The following is a 15,751-nucleotide window of genomic DNA, read 5'->3' as shown; positions in this document are numbered from 1 at the left end:
TACCGCTCCTTACTTCTTAGATGTCTTGCCCGCTTTGCGGATGATACGTTCTTCTAGATATTTAACGCCCTTGCCTTTATATGGCTCAGGTGGTCTAAATCCTCTAACTTGAGCAGCCACTTGACCTACTACTTGTTTGTCGTCACCTTTGATAGTAATAACGTTTTTATCAACGCTAGCTTCAACGCCTGCTGGTAGCTCATAGTTGATAAGGTGTGAAAAACCAAGAGAAAGCTCTAAAATTTTACCTTTTGCAGCTGCTTTATAACCAACGCCGTTGATCTCAAGCTGGCGAGTAAAGCCATGAGTGATACCAGTTACGATGTTGTTAGCAAGTGCTCTATATGTTCCCCAGTAAGCTCTGCTTTGGCGATCTTCGCCCTTTGGAGCAAAAACTATATGACCATTTTCTATCTTGACATCAACGTGACCTTTTGTGTCAAGCTCTTTTAAGTGATTGCCCTTTTTAAATTTTAGGACATTATTTTCAACGCTAACGTCTACACCACTTGGGATAGCGATAGGCTGTTTTCCAATACGTGACATTTTTTTCCTTTACTTGTCTAGGGTGTTCCTACATTTACGAATAAACACCACAATGCCGTAAATTTGATCGTCAAATTTGACGAAACCTTCATTTGAATTTCAAAATTTAGCTTTGGCGAAATATAAAATTTCACCTAGCTAAAAAGAAATTTTAACCTTAAGTTATAAGGTCAAAATAGCGTTTTTAACGCAGTTTATTACCAAACGGTGCAAAGAACCTCGCCGCCAACGCCAGCTTTACTTGCCTCAATACCGCTCATAACGCCTTTGCTTGTGCTAACGATAACTGTTCCGTAACCATTTTTAAAACGCTTAATGTCGTCTTTGCCTTGATAAACACGGCGACCAGGTTTTGAAACCCTTTTAAGCTCGTTTATGACGCTTCTGCCGTACTCATCATACTTTAAAACTACGTTTATAAATTTCTTGTTACCTTCTTCGATAACGTTGTAGCTCTCTACATAGCCTTTTGCTGCAAGGATAGAAAGAGTAGCCTCAACAACCTTAGAATGAAGCAATTTCGCAGTCTCAAGTCTTCTCATACTTGCATTTCTAATGCGTGTTAATCCATCTGATATTAAATCGTTCAACATTTCTCTTCCTTACCAACTTGCTTTTTTAAGACCAGGTATTAGGCCTTCGTTAGCCATTTTTCTTAGGCAAACACGGCAAATTCCAAAATCTTTATAAACAGAGTGCGGACGACCGCAAATTTGGCATCTAGTATAGCCGCGAACCGCAAATTTTGGCTTGCGTGCAGCTTTTGCTATCATTGATTTCTTTGCCATTTTACTTTCCTTTTGCAAACGGCACACCAAATAGCTCTAGCAATTTGAATGCCTCTTTATCGTTTTTAGCCGTAGTAGCAATCGTAATATTCATACCATGAGTTCGTAAAATTTTATCATACTCAACCTCTGGAAACATTAGCTGCTCGCTAAGACCAAAGTTATAGTTTCCACGTCCATCAAAGCCATTTTTTGGAAGACCACGGAAGTCTTTAACTCTTGGAAGAGCAACGCTGATTAACTTATCTAAGAAAGCATACATTTGCTCTTTTCTCAAAGTTACTTTGATACCAACAGGGAAACCCTCGCGAACTTTAAAGCCAGCAACTGATTTTTTAGCATCAGTTATAACCGCTTTTTGTCCAGCGATAAGTGAAATGGTATCAGCCATATTTTGAAGCACTTTCTGATCTTTCGCAGAGTCTCCAGCGCCTACACTGATCACGATCTTCTCGAGCGCAGGGATAAGCATTGGATTTTTGATGTCAAATTCTTTTACGAGAGCTGGTTTGATAGTTTCGTTAAATTTATCTTTTAATCTACTCATATCTCTTATCCTTCAACTTTCGCGACGTTTGATATATCAATTGGCATCTCTTTATTTACGTGACCACCATTTGGAGTTTTTTCGCTTGGTTTGATAGCTTTTTTAGCTATTTTGCATCCCTCAACTATAACCTGACCTTTTTTTGCAAGAACTGCTAAAATTTTACCAGTTTTGCCTTTATCGTCGCCAGCGATGATCTTAACAGTATCGCCTTTTTTGACTTTAAATTTTACATTAGCCATTATAAAACCTCCGGAGCTAGCGAAACAATCTTCATAAAGTTAGCATATCTAACTTCACGTCCAACTGGTCCAAAAATACGAGTGCCGACTGGCTCTTTTTTGCTATCAAGTATAACAGCTGCATTCTCGTCAAAGCGGATTAGCGAACCATTATCTCTTTGAACCTCTCTTTTAGTTCTTACAACAACAGCTTTTACAACCTGTCCTTTTTTGATCTTACCATTTGGAAGAGCTTTTTTAACAGAGCAAACTATGATATCGCCAAGTGTAGCGTATCTTCTTTTGCTGCCGCCAAGAACCTTTATACACATTAATTCTTTTGCGCCGCTGTTATCAGCAACTGCAAGTCTTGTAAAACTTTGAATCATTACTCAACTCCCTTTGCCAATACAGCTTTTAAGCGAAAATTCTTGCGAGCTGAAAGTGGTCTGCACTCAACTGCAACAACTGTATCGCCTGCTCTTGTCTCATTTTTCTCATCATGAACTAAATACTTCTTAAAGCGTTTTACAAATTTATGGTATCTTGGATGCATAACGCGTCTTTCTACCAAAATAGTAGCTGTTTTATCTCCAGCTTTTTGTAAAACAACACCTTGAATTTCTCTTTTTAATGCCATTTTACGCCCCTTGTCTTGTTGCACTAATTGCAGTGTTGATCTGAGCTATCTCTTTGCGAACAGCACTAATCTCATTAGGGTTGCTTAACTGCATAGTTTTTAGCTTTTGTTTAAGTGTAAATAAAAGCACCTTTTTCTCTTTTAGCAACGCGTTTAATTCTGCAACGCTCTTATCTTTTAACTCAGTATATTTCATTTTCACTCTCTCGCGTTACAAATTTTGATTTGAAAGGAAGTTTGTGTAGAGCCAAAGTTAAAGCTTCACGAGCTAACTCTTCGTCAACACCAGCCATTTCAAATATTATACGACCAGGTTTAATGTTCATAACCCACTCTTCAACTCCAGCCTTACCTTTACCCATACGAGTTTGTAGAGGTTTTTTAGTAAGTGGCTTGTCAGGGAAAACCCTAATCCAAATTTTAGCCTGTCTCTTTACGTGACGAGTTAGAGCTTGACGAGCAGCTTCTATTTGGCGTGAATTTACCCTACCAGCTTCAACAGCTTTAAGTGCAAATTCGCCAGTTGCTAAAGATGCTCCACGAGTCGCATAACCACGGTTGCGACCTTTCATTTGCTTACGAAATTTCGTTCTTTTAGGCATCAACATAATTATTTACCTCTTCTTGCTCTACGTGTTTTCTTAGGTGCTTCTTCTTCAGTTTTTTCAGGTTGAACACCTTTTTGAAGAACCTCACCTTTAAAAATCCATACTTTAATACCTATGTTTCCATAAGTCGTATGAGCCTCAGCTACACCGTAATCGATCTTCGCTCTAAGAGTATGAAGCGGAACGCGACCTTCTAGATACCACTCGGTTCTTGCCATCTCAGCGCCACCTAAACGACCAGCAACTGAAATTTTGATACCTTTAGCGCCTGATTTTTGAGCACCTTGGATAACTTTTTTCATAGCACGTCTAAATGCGACACGCTTTTCAAGTTGCATAGCTACGTTTTCAGCAGCAAGTTGAGCTGAAGCTTGAGCTTTTCTTTCTTCTTTGATATTTACATTTACTTCTTTGCCGATAAGTTTGCTAACTTCGTTCTTTAGGTTTTCAACATCTTGACCTTTTTTGCCGATGATGATACCAGGACGAGCTGCAACCACGGTTACACGAAGTTTTTTAGCCGTTCTTTCGATTAGAATTTGGCTAATTCCTGCATAGTAAAGTTTTTTCTTTAAAAATGCACGAATTTTGTAATCTTCACCGATATTTTCAGGAAGACTTTGTTTGGTTGGAAACCATCTAGATTCCCAGTTGCGGTTAATTCCTAGTCTAAGACCTATTGGATTTACTTTTTGTCCCATATTATGCTTCCTTCTTTTCAGGTTTAGATACTTCTACCATTACATGAGAAGTAGGTTTGCGAATTTTGCTCGCTGTTCCTCTTGCTCTTGGTCTAAATCTCTTTAATACAGGACCAGCATCAACGCGGCAACTAGTTACTACAACCTCTTCTGGTTCAAATCCGCCATTTGCTACTGCTGAGCTAATAGCGTTTGCTATAAACTTAGCACCACGATTTGGCATAAATTGCAAGCTTGCAAGTGCTAGCTCGGCATTCATACCTTGAACTTCTCTTGCTATAAGTCTTGCTTTTGTAGGAGAAAGTCTTACGAATTTTATAATTGCTTTACTCATATCATCTCCCCTTACTTGCCGATTTTCTTTTGCACTGAGCCTTTGTGACCCTTAAATGTGCGTGTTGGAGCAAATTCGCCAAGTTTATAGCCTATATGATTTTCTGTAACATATACAGGAATAAAGCTCTTGCCATTATGAACGTTAAATGTTAGTCCAATCATTTCAGGTACAATCGTGCTACGTCTTGACCAAGTCTTGATTGGTTTGTTATCGTTTGCATTTTTTGCGGCAATAACTTTTTTCATTACATGATCATCTACGAAAGGACCTTTTTTGAGTGATCTTGCCATCTCTATTTTCCTTTCCTTCTTGAAATTATAAGCTTATCGCTAGCTTTTTTACGGCGAGTCTTAGCACCTTTAGTTGGTTTACCCCATGGAGTAACTGGGTGACGGCCTGAATTTTTCTTACCTTCACCACCACCGTGTGGGTGATCAACTGGGTTCATAGCAGAACCACGTGTTTGTGGGCGGATACCGCGGTAGCGATTACGTCCGGCTTTACCTATGGTGATGTTAGCCCAGTCTTCGTTGCCAACTACACCGATACTTGCCATACACTCAGCTAGTACTTGTCTCATCTCACCACTTGGCATTCTTAAGATAACATACTTCTCTTCTTTACCCATTAGCTGAGCATAACCACCAGCTGAACGAGCTATCTGAGCGCCTTTACCAGGTTTTAGCTCAACGTTATGAACGATAGTACCAACTGGGATAAATCTTAATTTCATAGCGTTGCCTGGTTTAATATCTAGTGAGCCCTCATCGATAGATGCGATAACGTCGCCAACATTTAGGCCGTTTGGTCTAATTATGTAGCGCTTTTCGCCATCTTTGTAAGCTATAAGAGCGATACGACAGTTTCTGTTTGGATCGTACTCGATCGCTTCAACTTTACCTTCTATACCAAATTTGCGACGTTTGAAGTCTATGATACGATAAAGTTTTTTTGCACCTGCTTCTTTGTGTCTTGAAGTTATACGACCATTGTTATTTCTACCGCCAGACGCAGGTAGTTTAACAAGCAAGCTTCTAACGCTTGGTTTAGCTGTTATATCTTCAGAGCTTAGTCCAGTCATATATCTACGACTAGGTGTATATGGTTTATATGATTTTATAGCCATCTTACGCCTCCGTATTTTCTAGGCTTACGCCTTCAGGTAACTTAACGTAGAATTTCTTTATCTCGTCACGTTGGCCTGCTCTTCCTCTAAAACGCTTAACCTTGCCACTAATTCTAAGTGAATTTACGCGAACAGGCGTTACTCCAAAATACTCTTGCAAAACCGCTTTTAAGCTGTTTTTTGTAACTCTTGGTGAAGTTTGGATAACAACAACGCCTTGTTCTTGAAGGCCTAGAGTTTTTTCTGTATAAATAATTGTTTTGATATCAGTTATATCCGCCATTTTAGCCCTCTTTTGTTATAGTTTTTAGTGCAGTTTTTTCAATGATAACCGAACTAAATGTAGAGACAAGATAAGCATTTACCTCATTTGCATCTACTACATAGCAGTTTGCTAAATTTCTAAAAGCAAGTAGTGTTTTATCGTCTAGTAAATCTTTAACGATAAGCGCGTCTTTTACTTTTAAATTTTTGATGATATTAGCTGCATCTTTTGTCTTTCCAGACTCGATTGAGATGCTATCTACTGCGAAAATTTTACCATCTTGTGCTTTTACTGCCAAAGCGTACTCAAGAGCTAGTCTTTTTTGTTTTTTATTGACTTTTTGAAAATAGTTTTTCTCGTTTGTTGGACCAAATGCAACTGCACCGCCTACCCAAACGTTAGTTCTAGTTGAACCCGCTCTTGCACCACCACGTCCTTTTTGTCTCCATGGTTTTTTACCACCACCGCTTACAAAAGCACGGCTTTTAGTGTGAGCCGAATTTGCTCTTATACCAGCAAGGTAAGATTTTACATAAAGATATAGGTTGTGCGGATTTACTTCAGCGTAGCTTGCAGGAAGCTCTAACTCGCCTGAATTTTCAAATTTATCGTTTAATACGTGAATTTTACTCATTTTACAATCCTTATTTTACCCATTGCACCATTGTGACCAGGAACGCAACCTTTTACAACTACGATGCCATTTTGAGCGTCAAAGCTTATTAGCTCGTTTTTAACAGTAACTTTCTCATTACCCATGTGTCCTGCCATTTTCATACCTGGTTGAACACGACCTGGCCATTCGCAGTTACCAATTGATCCGTGGCGTCTGTGGAAACGTGAGCCGTGGCTTTTTGGACCACCACCGAAACCATGTCTTTTTACCACACCTTGGTAGCCTCTACCTTTTGAGTTAAAGCTAACTTTTAAAATTTTAGCCTCATTTAATGGTGTAAAGTCTAGGTTTCCAACTTCGCTATTAGCTACTTCAAGCGTAGCAAATTTGTTAAATTCTGCTGTCAGATTGTATTTCTTTTGCTGACCAGCGATAGCTTTGTTGTTTGCTTTAGTGTGGGCATACGCTACGATAGCACGTTTGTTTTCGTCGATCTCACATACTTTAGCCTCAACTAGCTTAAGTAGTGTAACTGGCGTACTCTTCGTGGCAATCGTTCTACTCATGCCTATTTTTTCTACAATATATTCCATACTCTTATCCTTTTGTCCGCTTATTTCATCGCACGAACTTCGACATTAACTTCTGGAGCTAGGTCGAGTTTTGTTAGGCTATCTACAGTTTCTGGAGTAGCAGCTACGATGTCAAGCATACGAGCGTGTATTCTCATCTCAAACTGCTCACGTGAGTCTTTGTTGATGTGTGGAGATTTTAAGACTGTATAGCGTTTGATCTTTGTAGGCATTGGTACCGGGCCACGAACGTCGGCACCTGTTCGTTTGACAGCTTCTACGATTGCTGCAACAGTGCGGTCTAGAACTCTATGGTCGTAAGCTTTTAGCTTTAACCTGATTCTTTCCATGTGTTTTCCTTTAAAAAGAACTTGTCGCAAACTCGCGACCTCTTTACATCAAAATAACTCGCATAGGATCAAGCGATCGTACGAGCAAGACATAGGTCTTTCGTAAAGAGACTGCGATTTTACAAAAAAGTGTATATAAAGTCAAGAATTTGGGATTTTTTTATAGAATTTGTACTATTTATTTCCTTTTTATAAGGAAGCTTTTGTAAATTTGGCTGAAAATTTGAAGAGAAATATTTAAATTTGATTTGGGATAAATTTGGACAGTTTAAAGTCATGTCCAAATTTCAAAATCACCTTGAGCCTTGCTTTAAAAGTTCGTACATTCCGCAGGTTAGTTGCCAAAGCTTAACGCCTCCTTCAAAAGATTGAACAACATTATCGGTAGCCCCGGCAGCGCATGCTCTTTGATAATATTTCATTGCGTCATTTTTCTCATTTATTCCTAAATATGCATCGCCCAAAAAGCTGCAAGCAGTAAAATCCGGCGTGATGTCGCAACTTTTTTTAACACGCCCAAATCCTTCCAAAAACGCTTGCTTCTCATTTATGCCTGAAACATGCTTATTGATATACAAAAATCCGAGATTTCTACAACCGAGCGCGTCGTTTCCGATGTCGCAAGACTTAGTATATAACTCAAACGCTTTTTTGTAGTCCCTCTTTACGCCTTTTTCATTTTCGTACATAAAGCCTAGATTATTGCACGACCTGTAGTTTCCATTATCGCAGCCCTTTTTATAAAATTTCATCGCCTTGCCGTAGTCTTGCTTTACCCCGTACACCTCAAAGGCAAAATCATAAACTCCGCCCACCACACCGCACACCATCTCGTCTCCGGCATTACACTTGTTTTCATAGTCCTTTAGTATATCTGCCATCGGATTGTCTATCGCCAAAGCACTTATTAACATTAGGCAAAAAACCGTAATTTTTTTCATAATATCCGCCTTTCAAATAAAAATTTAACGCATTCTACCCCCTCCTACTTAAAAATCGTTAAATTTTGCCATCGTTTTTTTGGCGTCAAATTTCATTTTTTTCCTCTTTATAAGGAAACTTCGCTATAATCTTTCAAATTTAAAAGGCCAAAAATGCAAATCCTAAATGTGCTTTATCAAAATCCGCCCAAAAATATCAAATTTATAGATAGAAAATTAACTATAGATTCATCAAAAACTATCATAATAGGGGCAAATGCAAGTGGTAAAACATCACTAGTAATTGACTATCTAAAAAAATTTAAAAATGAAGAGAGTTTATATATAAATTTAAACGATATTAGGGTCGATAAGAGTGAGATTTTAGAAAATTTGATAAGTTTTTTAAAAATAAATAGTAATGTAAAAATAGTAGCAATAGACAATCTTGACTCACAAATAACCGCTGATAATTTTTATAAAATTTTAAAAGATAATGTAGAAAATATAATATTTACAACAAACAAAAAGAGTATAAAGTTAGAAGAATTTAAGAGTTTAAATTTACGCTTTTTAGATTACGAGGAATTTATAGCATTTTTTCATAAAAACCTAGATCAAGACGCGCTTTTTAGCCATTTTTTATCTCGTGGCAGAAGCGTTACTTCAGCACTTTTAGATATTAGCGAAGTAAATTCGTATCTACAAAATATACTTAAAGAAAATTTAGATGATATACATATAAATTTACTTAAAGAGTGTGTGGCTTTTCAAGGGCAAAGCTTAAGTGTCTATGAGCTTTACAAAAGATTAAAAGAAAGAATAAAGATATCAAAAGATAGCGTATATGCTTCTTTAGGCGAGCTTGAAGAGAGCGGATATATATCATTGGTAGCTAAATTTAATGAGCCAAATGCAACCAAAAGGCTATACTTTGAAGACTTTGCACTAAGAAATGCTCTTAGCTTTAAAAAGGACTTTACCAAAAATTTTACCAATGTAATATTTTGTGAATTATTTAAATTTGAAGAGCAGATTTTTTATACAAAAGAGATCGATTTTTTCCTTACTAAAAGGAAGCTTGCGATCATCTGTGTGCCCTTTTCTGCGCCTGAGATCGTATTTTTGAAATTTAAAAAACTCCACGCGAGCCTAAAAGAGCTAGGCGTTAGCAAACTTCAAATCATCAGCGTCGCAAACCAAGCCGAGCTAAGCATCGAGGGGATAAAATGCGAAATCTTGCCATTTTCTAGGTGGAGCCTTGGTTTGTAAATTTACACCCTTTGTTTGGTTATTGTTTTAAAAGCACAGAAATAAAAAAGTTATAATCAAAAAAACGAAGGACGGAGCATGAGAGTATTTTTAGGAGTCTTAATCCTCGCAGCAAGCCTTTTTGGCTATGAGATAAACCACGAAAACTGGGCCAAATTCTACAAATTTACAGGCAACGCAAACGGAGTTAAATTTGAAGTTTATCTAAACTATTTCAAAGATGAATTTGAAAATTTCAAACAAACCAAGAGCTTTAAAGTCCCAGCCAAGATAAGCGGCCACATCTTTTTTGACAACGCCAAGTACGACTTTGAAAAGGGCTCTTTAGAGCAAAATGGCAGTGAAATTTCATCGCTAAATGCTGTCTCTGATAAGATAAATTTAGACGTTAAAAACGAAAATGGCGAGCTAAAAGGCAAGATCGTCGTTAAAAACAAAGCCTATAACGCCACTTTAAGGGCTACAAACGAGTATGAGATCCTAAATATCGGCATCCAAATGACCGAGGCAAATGGCACAAAATATGAAGCGATCATCAACGATATCTTTCCGACAGAGCTAGCCAAAAAGCACAAAAACAAGCTACTTTCACTACTTTACGACCTAAAAAGCGAGCGCAAAAAGTGGCCAAACAGCCAGTACGAGAGCCTGGAAAATATCTACTATATAAATGATAAGATAAAAAGCGTTTGCACCTACAAAAACGCCAAGATAAACTGCGAGGTGATCTCACTTGCGACGAACAAAAAGCTAAAGCTAAAGCAAATTTTTAAAGATATGAATAACGAACATCTAAAAGCAGTCCTAGCAACCGCTGGTATGAGCGATAACTTCGTGCTTTCGCCGCTTGGGCTTACATTTTTAAACGAGGAGCAAATCAGCGTCCCACTTGAGGAGCTAAGAGCTTACTTTAGCGATGAAGTCGGGCTGTAATGGCTAAAATTTGTGGTATCGACGAGGCTGGGCGTGGGGCGCTGGCTGGACCACTAAGCGTGGCTGCTTGCGTGCTAAATAGCGAAATTTCTGGCCTAAACGACTCCAAAAAACTAACCGCAAAAAGGCGCGAAGAGCTCTTTAAAGAGATCACAAAAAGCTCAAATTTCCTCATCGCCTACTTCTCAAACGCCCAGATAGACGAGCTTGGGCTAAGTGAGTGCCTAAGGCGCGCGCTCAAACTTTTCAAGGCACATTTTGAGGGCTTTGAGATCATTTACGATGGAAATTTAGACTACGGCGTTGGTATAACGACTATGATAAAGGCTGACGGCAAGGTCGCTGGGGTAAGTGCTGCTAGCATATTAGCAAAAGTAAGCCGTGACCGCTTGATGAGTGGCTGGGATAAATTTTATCCAGCATACGGCTTTGCAGGGCACAAGGGATATGGCACAAAGTCGCACATAGATGCCATAGCTAAATTTGGCTACTCGGACTTTCATAGAAAAAGCTTTGTCATAAAGCCAAAACTAGCGCAGAGCTCACTATTTTAGCAACGCATCCTCCATATAAAAAAGCACGCTTGCGTCGTAAAATTTATAAACTCCGTTTTCTTGCACGATTTCCATAGAGCGCAGAACAAAGACCCTTTTGCCTACTTCAAAGATCAAAAGCTTCTCTTTTAGCCGCTCAAAGACCTCAGCGCCAAAGTCGCCATCTGGCTTTAAATTTAGACTTGAGAGCGCCTTTTCTAAGTGCTTTTGCATATTTATGCTAACGCTTTCATGATCTAGCTGCATGACGAGCTCATCGCCATTTGTGCTGCTTGCGATGGGCATTTTGATGGTCGCATCTTTCACGTTTATAGCGGTGCCACTAAAATCTATGCTAAATATCTGCCAATTTTTCTGCTCAGCCACCTCAAGACCCGCTATAAATTTTTTATTTTCTAGTGCAAATTTATCGCCATTTTCTACTAAAAAGTCAAATTTATCTTGCAAAAAGTAGAGCTTCTCTTTGTCTATCTTGCTCACGTCACCACTTAGCAAGCCGCTACTATCAAGCAAATTTAGCGCCCTTAGCTCTCTTAGCAAAAGCTCTTTTTGAGAATTTAGCACAAGCTGCTTCGTATCAAGGACAAAATGCGTGAAAAATATGCCAAATATCATGAAAAATGCTAAAAATTTATAAGGGAAATTTCTAAGAAATATCATCGCAAAATAGCTCAAATTTGCAAATATCACGCAGGCGATGAGATAGATCCTAGGCTCACTTAGGCCGTACTCGCCGACCCTGTGCATAACGCCCCACCAAAGCATTATGCTAGGCAAGATAACAAAAAGTGGCAAGAGCCTGAAAATTTGATCATAAATTTGGCTTTTGATAAGTAAATTTAGCCCTCTTAAAACAAAGCCAGCGATCAAGCAGGCAAGCACGATATAGGCTACTCCGCCTCGTGGCAGCTCAAGCAAAACAAGCCTATAAATGCAGTATAAATTTAAAAGCACCACATAGATGATGAGCACGGGATTTAGGATGAAATTTATAGCGATCTTGATGAAATTTAAGAGCCTGTACTCGCTAAATTTGCTCTCAAAAAAGATAAATAGACAAGGCAGAGCAAAAGAGGCCAGTGTCAGATAGAGCCTTTGCGTCCTGTGGCTGGTTAAAAGCTCTAAATCAAAAAGGTAGTTAAGCCCTGCACAAATAGCCACAATGCCAAGAAAAAATAGGTGGAAAAGGGCAAATGAGATGAGTAAATTTAAAAGTCTTGCCAGGCTCTGACTTATAAATTTCTCATTATCTTTGGCAAAATTTAAAGAAAATAAAAGCACAAAAGCTATGAGATAAAGTGCCACAAGATCGCTAGCGTGACCGCTTAGCTTAAGGCCAAAAAAGTAAAGGCTAGCTCCAAATATCAAAAAGTATAAAGGAAGTAAAATTTGCCTTTTATTTAGGTAGATAGCGACCAAAAGTAGCGGCTCAAGCAGCCAAAAACCTCTATACTCATCCACTATCTGGTTTGGGCTAAGAAAAATGGTAGCTAGGCTAAATACCAAAATGGTAAGAAGCAAAATTTTCTTATCAGCAAATGCGGTTTTTAGTTCAGTGGCGATCTGCAAGGTCGTCCTTTAAAGAGTGAAATTTAGCCACATTACGTGGCTAAAAGTGAGGGTTTAGAAATTTGCAAGGGGCGCAAATTTCTAAGTAAATTTAGATTTTTAAAAGCTCGGCTTCTTTCTCTTTTACGAGAGTGTCGATCTTTGCGGTATAGGCGTCGGTTATCTTTTGAACCTCATCTTGACCCTTTTTGCTCTCGTCTTCAGTTATAGCTTTGTCTTTTTCAAGCTTTTTGACCTCGTCGTTTGCGTCTTTTCTAACGTTTCTTATACTAACTTTTGCCTTTTCGCCCATAGCTTTTGCGTGTTTTGCGTTTTCTTGGCGTTGCTCGACGGTCATCGGTGGGAAAAATAGCTTAACGCTCTCGCCGTCGCTGTTTGGATTGACGCCGATATTTGCAGCTTGGATGGCTGATGAGATCGCTTTTATCATACTCTTTTCCCAAGGAGTGATAGCGATAGTTGAAGCGTCGCTTGTAAGTACGGTGGCTACTTGATTAAGCGGAGTTGGCGAGCCGTAGTAATCAACCATAACGTTATCTAAGATGTTGATATTTACTTTGCCAGTTCTTAGCGTTGTAAAATCGCGTTTTAAAGAAGCGATCGCCTTTTCGCAACCCTCTTTTTGGGTATCGTAAATTTTATTTAGCATTGGTGTCCTTTATTAGAAGTTTTGTGCTTCTGTGATGATCTACTTTTAGCGACATTAACACTTTGCGTTTATCAAGTGGTGGGTTAAATTTACACTCAAAAACGCCATTTGTCATAGGTACTTTTCTAAAGCCGTCAAAGCCAGTCATGAAAAAACTGCCCTCACTTGCGTTTGTATCGGTCTTGATGATGAGTTTATCGATAGCGTTATTTTGCGGATAGCCCTCTGGAAATATCCACTGGGCATTTAAAAATTTGCTATTAAAAGTTAGTGCTATCTTTGTGCCATTCATCACCGGCGTTCTGTAAAGATCATAAACATCGCTTTTATCTGAAACTGCGCCTGAGTTTTGATTTAAAAGTGCTAAAAAGCCAAATTCTTTTGCCAAAGAGACGACCCTACTATCGATCTCACCGTAAGGGACTGCAAAGTATTTTGGCTTATAACCCATGTGTTTTTCAAAGGTCTCAACGCCCTTTTGAAAGTCCTCTCTTAAGGCCTCATCGCTAAGTCTAGTCATCCTTGGATGAGCGTATGAGTGGTAGCCAATCTCACCGTAAGCTTCTAGCTCTTTTAGCTGATCAAATGTGAGATAGTCGCCATATTTGCCAGCGACTGCTTCGACGTATATCATCATCGCAAATGGGTAGTTATACTCTTTAAAAACTTCAAGCGCCTTGTTATAAAAGCTCTTATAGCCATCATCGATCGTTATAACGATCCAGTTATCAGGGATCGGCTCACCAGCATTTACCGCATCGACAAGCCTTGATAGCTTGACAACTTCGTAGCCGTTATTTTTGAAGTATTCAAACTGAGCTCTTAAATTTTGAATAGAAATATCCGTGCTAGCGTGCCTTGGCTCGTCAAAGCGGTGATAAACTAGAATGTGAGCGTCTGCCAAAGCAAACGTTAGCGTCAAAAGTGACGCTAAAAACGTTTTTATCATTGTTATTTTGCTGGATTTTGTGGTGCGCTAGGAGCTGCTGGCACGCCGTTTGATTTTGGTATGACTAGAGATTTGCTATCGACGCTATCAACGATAGAGCGTTTTAGATCTTTGTTGTAAAAATATCCAAGCGCAAGTGTGTTTAGGATAAACAAAACGCCCACCACAAAGGTAAATTTAGCTAAAAATCCAGCTGGTCCTTTTGCTCCAAAAAGGCTCTCGTTGCTTCCACTGTATGCTCCAAGACCGATAGATGAGCTCTTTTGGAGTAAAACTGCGATCGTGATAACGACAGCTAGAACAAATTGTAAGATTAAAAATATTAAACTCACGAAATTTCCTTTAAATTTTTTAAATAGTTTGCGATTATACAAGAAAAGATTTAAATTTTTAGTTAAAGTTCTTTTTCAAGCTCATAAAGCTCGTATCTTATGCTTTTAAAAAGCTCGGCTCGCTCTAAATTTACAAGCTTAAAGCACTCTTCAAGCACGCGGGCGCTCTCCTGAGCACGCTTGAAATTTGCAGTGATGATCTCATCTAAATTTGATCTTTCTTGCTCGCTTTTTGTGCTGGTTTTTAAAACGTCATTTTGTGAATTTCTAAATTTTAAAAATTCTTTTTGTGGGATCTTTGCCTTGTGGCGGAGGGACTTTATCTTATAGGCGAGCTTGGCGTCATCAAAGACATATCTTTTTATATCTTCAACGACGCGAAGTCCTTCTTTTAGCCTATTTAGATTCGCATCTATCACTCGGTAGATGCGCTCGTCATTAGTCATTTCTATTAAAAATGCCTAAAATTTGTAGTAATGATGTAAATAAATTTACAAAATCAAGATACAAAGCAACAGCACCCTCAACTGGTGTCTCGTAGTTGCCACGGATGATATTTTGTGTATCAAAAAGTATGTAAGCACTAAATAAGATCGATGAAATACTTGCGATTACAAGTTGAAACATCGTGCTTTTAACGAAAATGTTGATGATCGCTGCCACAACGATAACTATCAAAGTTATAAATAGCATCTTGCCCATCGTTGTAAAGTCGCGTTTTGTATTCATCGCAAAGACGCTTAATGCACCAAATGCAACTGTTGTCAAACCAAACGCTTGAGCTACGATACTAGCGCCACTTGGCATAGCAAGGATCGCTGAAAGTAGCGGAGTTAGCGTAAGACCGCTTACAAATGTAAATGCAAAAAGAAGTATTAAATTTAATCCCTCTTTGCGTTTAGCTGCCATTAGTCCAAAAAGCAATACAAACTCTAGTATCACAAGTCCCCAAAACAAAAATCTATTTGCCGCAAAAACGCCAGCAATGCTAATGCCTACATAAGCGCCAGCAGTAGCTGAAAGTAGTGATGCTGCAAAAAGTTGATAAGTTTGTTTTATAAAAGTGCTTAGTGAGCTTTGAGAATACGCAAGCTCTTCTTGATTTTGCTTAGCGTAGTTTCTATCATACAAACTCATTTTTTCTCCTTATGAATTTTTGTGGTGAGTTTAGCCTAAAATAATTAAACAATATATAAAAAGAAGTTTAATAAAAAATATTAGTTTAAAGTCCGTTTTAGAGGGCATTTTTTTGATTA

General features: G+C 38.6%; 27 protein-coding genes. 3 read left to right on the top strand and 24 right to left on the bottom strand.

Features of this window, described 5'->3' with window-relative positions; all coding sequences use genetic code 11:
• Positions 1–9 precede the first annotated feature (9 nt).
• From rplF to MTT09_RS10245, 18 genes are all read right to left on the bottom strand, one after another.
• Positions 10–546 (bottom strand): 50S ribosomal protein L6, encoded by a 537-nt coding sequence (gene rplF / locus MTT09_RS10330; RefSeq protein WP_002941606.1) that lies wholly within the window; start codon positions 544–546, stop codon positions 10–12.
• Positions 547–743: 197 nt separating this feature from the next.
• Complete coding sequence (gene rpsH / locus MTT09_RS10325) at positions 744–1,139, bottom strand: 30S ribosomal protein S8 (protein WP_009295261.1); 396 nt, start codon at positions 1,137–1,139, stop codon at positions 744–746.
• A 9-nt stretch (positions 1,140–1,148) separates the two neighbouring features.
• Positions 1,149–1,334 (bottom strand): type Z 30S ribosomal protein S14, encoded by a 186-nt coding sequence (locus MTT09_RS10320; protein ID WP_002941532.1) that lies wholly within the window; start codon positions 1,332–1,334, stop codon positions 1,149–1,151.
• Between the two features lies 1 nt (position 1,335).
• Complete coding sequence (rplE, locus tag MTT09_RS10315; RefSeq protein ID WP_002941643.1) at positions 1,336–1,881, bottom strand: 50S ribosomal protein L5; 546 nt, start codon at positions 1,879–1,881, stop codon at positions 1,336–1,338.
• A gap of 5 nt (positions 1,882–1,886) precedes the next feature.
• Positions 1,887–2,123, bottom strand: a complete 237-nt coding sequence (rplX, locus tag MTT09_RS10310) for a 50S ribosomal protein L24 (protein ID WP_002941666.1) — start codon at positions 2,121–2,123, stop codon at positions 1,887–1,889.
• A complete protein-coding gene (gene rplN, locus MTT09_RS10305; RefSeq protein WP_002941516.1) occupies positions 2,123–2,491 on the bottom strand; it encodes a 50S ribosomal protein L14 in 369 nt (122 codons plus the stop codon). Before rplN ends, rplX begins: the two co-directional genes overlap by 1 nt.
• Positions 2,491–2,742, bottom strand: a complete 252-nt coding sequence (rpsQ, locus tag MTT09_RS10300) for a 30S ribosomal protein S17 (RefSeq protein ID WP_002941511.1) — start codon at positions 2,740–2,742, stop codon at positions 2,491–2,493. Before rpsQ ends, rplN begins: the two co-directional genes overlap by 1 nt.
• Position 2,743: 1 nt before the next feature.
• The gene (gene rpmC / locus MTT09_RS10295) at positions 2,744–2,938 is read right to left on the bottom strand and encodes a 50S ribosomal protein L29 (RefSeq protein WP_087586687.1); all 195 of its coding nucleotides are present in this window, start codon (positions 2,936–2,938) and stop codon (positions 2,744–2,746) included.
• A complete protein-coding gene (rplP, locus tag MTT09_RS10290) occupies positions 2,925–3,350 on the bottom strand; it encodes a 50S ribosomal protein L16 (RefSeq protein WP_002941572.1) in 426 nt (141 codons plus the stop codon). Before rplP ends, rpmC begins: the two co-directional genes overlap by 14 nt.
• A gap of 2 nt (positions 3,351–3,352) precedes the next feature.
• Positions 3,353–4,051, bottom strand: a complete 699-nt coding sequence (gene rpsC / locus MTT09_RS10285; RefSeq protein ID WP_002941650.1) for a 30S ribosomal protein S3 — start codon at positions 4,049–4,051, stop codon at positions 3,353–3,355.
• A 1-nt stretch (position 4,052) separates the two neighbouring features.
• Positions 4,053–4,385 carry a 50S ribosomal protein L22 gene (rplV, locus tag MTT09_RS10280; protein ID WP_009295259.1) on the bottom strand — a complete coding sequence of 111 codons (333 nt, stop codon included), beginning with the start codon at positions 4,383–4,385 and terminating at the stop codon, positions 4,053–4,055.
• 11 nt (positions 4,386–4,396) lie between these two features.
• On the bottom strand, positions 4,397–4,678 hold the full coding sequence (rpsS, locus tag MTT09_RS10275) for a 30S ribosomal protein S19 (RefSeq protein ID WP_002941639.1): 282 nt from the start codon (positions 4,676–4,678) through the stop codon (positions 4,397–4,399).
• Between the two features lie 2 nt (positions 4,679–4,680).
• Positions 4,681–5,514 carry a 50S ribosomal protein L2 gene (gene rplB, locus MTT09_RS10270; RefSeq protein ID WP_103567076.1) on the bottom strand — a complete coding sequence of 278 codons (834 nt, stop codon included), beginning with the start codon at positions 5,512–5,514 and terminating at the stop codon, positions 4,681–4,683.
• Position 5,515: 1 nt separating this feature from the next.
• Entirely contained in the window at positions 5,516–5,797 is a 282-nt protein-coding gene (locus tag MTT09_RS10265; protein ID WP_002941535.1) for a 50S ribosomal protein L23, read from the bottom strand.
• Between the two features lies 1 nt (position 5,798).
• Positions 5,799–6,413 (bottom strand): 50S ribosomal protein L4, encoded by a 615-nt coding sequence (rplD, locus tag MTT09_RS10260; protein ID WP_429803759.1) that lies wholly within the window; start codon positions 6,411–6,413, stop codon positions 5,799–5,801.
• Positions 6,410–6,988, bottom strand: a complete 579-nt coding sequence (rplC, locus tag MTT09_RS10255) for a 50S ribosomal protein L3 (protein ID WP_002941563.1) — start codon at positions 6,986–6,988, stop codon at positions 6,410–6,412. The genes rplD and rplC overlap by 4 nt, the downstream gene beginning before the upstream one ends.
• A gap of 20 nt (positions 6,989–7,008) precedes the next feature.
• The gene (rpsJ, locus tag MTT09_RS10250) at positions 7,009–7,317 is read right to left on the bottom strand and encodes a 30S ribosomal protein S10 (protein ID WP_009295257.1); all 309 of its coding nucleotides are present in this window, start codon (positions 7,315–7,317) and stop codon (positions 7,009–7,011) included.
• A gap of 293 nt (positions 7,318–7,610) precedes the next feature.
• Complete coding sequence (locus MTT09_RS10245) at positions 7,611–8,258, bottom strand: tetratricopeptide repeat protein (RefSeq protein WP_103617599.1); 648 nt, start codon at positions 8,256–8,258, stop codon at positions 7,611–7,613.
• 153 nt (positions 8,259–8,411) lie between these two features.
• On the opposite strand from MTT09_RS10245, the gene MTT09_RS10240 reads away from it, so the two are divergent.
• The 3 genes from MTT09_RS10240 to MTT09_RS10230 all read left to right on the top strand — a co-directional run bounded on the left by MTT09_RS10240 (position 8,412) and on the right by MTT09_RS10230 (position 10,996).
• Positions 8,412–9,509 (top strand): AAA family ATPase, encoded by a 1,098-nt coding sequence (locus MTT09_RS10240; protein WP_429803758.1) that lies wholly within the window; start codon positions 8,412–8,414, stop codon positions 9,507–9,509.
• A gap of 78 nt (positions 9,510–9,587) precedes the next feature.
• Entirely contained in the window at positions 9,588–10,442 is an 855-nt protein-coding gene (locus MTT09_RS10235; protein ID WP_429803757.1) for a hypothetical protein, read from the top strand.
• The gene (locus tag MTT09_RS10230) at positions 10,442–10,996 is read left to right on the top strand and encodes a ribonuclease HII (protein ID WP_429803756.1); all 555 of its coding nucleotides are present in this window, start codon (positions 10,442–10,444) and stop codon (positions 10,994–10,996) included. The genes MTT09_RS10235 and MTT09_RS10230 overlap by 1 nt, the downstream gene beginning before the upstream one ends.
• On the opposite strand, the gene MTT09_RS10225 is transcribed toward MTT09_RS10230, so the two are convergent.
• The 6 genes from MTT09_RS10225 to MTT09_RS10200 form a co-directional block, all read right to left on the bottom strand.
• The gene (locus tag MTT09_RS10225; protein ID WP_429803755.1) at positions 10,988–12,565 is read right to left on the bottom strand and encodes a DUF4153 domain-containing protein; all 1,578 of its coding nucleotides are present in this window, start codon (positions 12,563–12,565) and stop codon (positions 10,988–10,990) included. The genes MTT09_RS10230 and MTT09_RS10225 overlap by 9 nt on opposite strands.
• 91 nt (positions 12,566–12,656) lie before the next feature.
• Positions 12,657–13,214 carry a ribosome recycling factor gene (frr, locus tag MTT09_RS10220; RefSeq protein ID WP_087581160.1) on the bottom strand — a complete coding sequence of 186 codons (558 nt, stop codon included), beginning with the start codon at positions 13,212–13,214 and terminating at the stop codon, positions 12,657–12,659.
• The gene (locus MTT09_RS10215; protein ID WP_103616246.1) at positions 13,204–14,163 is read right to left on the bottom strand and encodes a polysaccharide deacetylase family protein; all 960 of its coding nucleotides are present in this window, start codon (positions 14,161–14,163) and stop codon (positions 13,204–13,206) included. Before MTT09_RS10215 ends, frr begins: the two co-directional genes overlap by 11 nt.
• Before the next feature lie 2 nt (positions 14,164–14,165).
• Entirely contained in the window at positions 14,166–14,495 is a 330-nt protein-coding gene (secG, locus tag MTT09_RS10210; protein ID WP_103568887.1) for a preprotein translocase subunit SecG, read from the bottom strand.
• Positions 14,496–14,557: 62 nt separating this feature from the next.
• Entirely contained in the window at positions 14,558–14,941 is a 384-nt protein-coding gene (locus MTT09_RS10205; protein WP_021089275.1) for a hypothetical protein, read from the bottom strand.
• Positions 14,934–15,632 carry a Bax inhibitor-1/YccA family protein gene (locus MTT09_RS10200; protein WP_002941542.1) on the bottom strand — a complete coding sequence of 233 codons (699 nt, stop codon included), beginning with the start codon at positions 15,630–15,632 and terminating at the stop codon, positions 14,934–14,936. Before MTT09_RS10200 ends, MTT09_RS10205 begins: the two co-directional genes overlap by 8 nt.
• Positions 15,633–15,751 lie beyond the last annotated feature (119 nt).

This window comes from Campylobacter concisus (assembly GCF_050447505.1).
Lineage (GTDB): Bacteria > Campylobacterota > Campylobacteria > Campylobacterales > Campylobacteraceae > Campylobacter_A > Campylobacter_A concisus_BP.
The sequence above is the reverse complement of the archived record's forward strand: the minus strand, read 5'-3'. Positions and strand labels throughout refer to the sequence as shown.

Coding starts and splice junctions, on each gene's coding strand:
- rplF (WP_002941606.1), bottom strand. CDS start 546: ATGTCACGTATTGGAAAACAGCCTATCGCTATCCCAAGTGGTGTAGAC.
- rpsH (WP_009295261.1), bottom strand. CDS start 1,139: ATGTTGAACGATTTAATATCAGATGGATTAACACGCATTAGAAATGCA.
- MTT09_RS10320 (WP_002941532.1), bottom strand. CDS start 1,334: ATGGCAAAGAAATCAATGATAGCAAAAGCTGCACGCAAGCCAAAATTT.
- rplE (WP_002941643.1), bottom strand. CDS start 1,881: ATGAGTAGATTAAAAGATAAATTTAACGAAACTATCAAACCAGCTCTC.
- rplX (WP_002941666.1), bottom strand. CDS start 2,123: ATGGCTAATGTAAAATTTAAAGTCAAAAAAGGCGATACTGTTAAGATC.
- rplN (WP_002941516.1), bottom strand. CDS start 2,491: ATGATTCAAAGTTTTACAAGACTTGCAGTTGCTGATAACAGCGGCGCA.
- rpsQ (WP_002941511.1), bottom strand. CDS start 2,742: ATGGCATTAAAAAGAGAAATTCAAGGTGTTGTTTTACAAAAAGCTGGA.
- rpmC (WP_087586687.1), bottom strand. CDS start 2,938: ATGAAATATACTGAGTTAAAAGATAAGAGCGTTGCAGAATTAAACGCG.
- rplP (WP_002941572.1), bottom strand. CDS start 3,350: ATGTTGATGCCTAAAAGAACGAAATTTCGTAAGCAAATGAAAGGTCGC.
- rpsC (WP_002941650.1), bottom strand. CDS start 4,051: ATGGGACAAAAAGTAAATCCAATAGGTCTTAGACTAGGAATTAACCGC.
- rplV (WP_009295259.1), bottom strand. CDS start 4,385: ATGAGTAAAGCAATTATAAAATTCGTAAGACTTTCTCCTACAAAAGCA.
- rpsS (WP_002941639.1), bottom strand. CDS start 4,678: ATGGCAAGATCACTCAAAAAAGGTCCTTTCGTAGATGATCATGTAATG.
- rplB (WP_103567076.1), bottom strand. CDS start 5,514: ATGGCTATAAAATCATATAAACCATATACACCTAGTCGTAGATATATG.
- MTT09_RS10265 (WP_002941535.1), bottom strand. CDS start 5,797: ATGGCGGATATAACTGATATCAAAACAATTATTTATACAGAAAAAACT.
- rplD (WP_429803759.1), bottom strand. CDS start 6,413: ATGAGTAAAATTCACGTATTAAACGATAAATTTGAAAATTCAGGCGAG.
- rplC (WP_002941563.1), bottom strand. CDS start 6,988: ATGGAATATATTGTAGAAAAAATAGGCATGAGTAGAACGATTGCCACG.
- rpsJ (WP_009295257.1), bottom strand. CDS start 7,317: ATGGAAAGAATCAGGTTAAAGCTAAAAGCTTACGACCATAGAGTTCTA.
- MTT09_RS10245 (WP_103617599.1), bottom strand. CDS start 8,258: ATGAAAAAAATTACGGTTTTTTGCCTAATGTTAATAAGTGCTTTGGCG.
- MTT09_RS10240 (WP_429803758.1), top strand. CDS start 8,412: ATGCAAATCCTAAATGTGCTTTATCAAAATCCGCCCAAAAATATCAAA.
- MTT09_RS10235 (WP_429803757.1), top strand. CDS start 9,588: ATGAGAGTATTTTTAGGAGTCTTAATCCTCGCAGCAAGCCTTTTTGGC.
- MTT09_RS10230 (WP_429803756.1), top strand. CDS start 10,442: ATGGCTAAAATTTGTGGTATCGACGAGGCTGGGCGTGGGGCGCTGGCT.
- frr (WP_087581160.1), bottom strand. CDS start 13,214: ATGCTAAATAAAATTTACGATACCCAAAAAGAGGGTTGCGAAAAGGCG.
- MTT09_RS10215 (WP_103616246.1), bottom strand. CDS start 14,163: ATGATAAAAACGTTTTTAGCGTCACTTTTGACGCTAACGTTTGCTTTG.
- MTT09_RS10205 (WP_021089275.1), bottom strand. CDS start 14,941: ATGACTAATGACGAGCGCATCTACCGAGTGATAGATGCGAATCTAAAT.
- MTT09_RS10200 (WP_002941542.1), bottom strand. CDS start 15,632: ATGAGTTTGTATGATAGAAACTACGCTAAGCAAAATCAAGAAGAGCTT.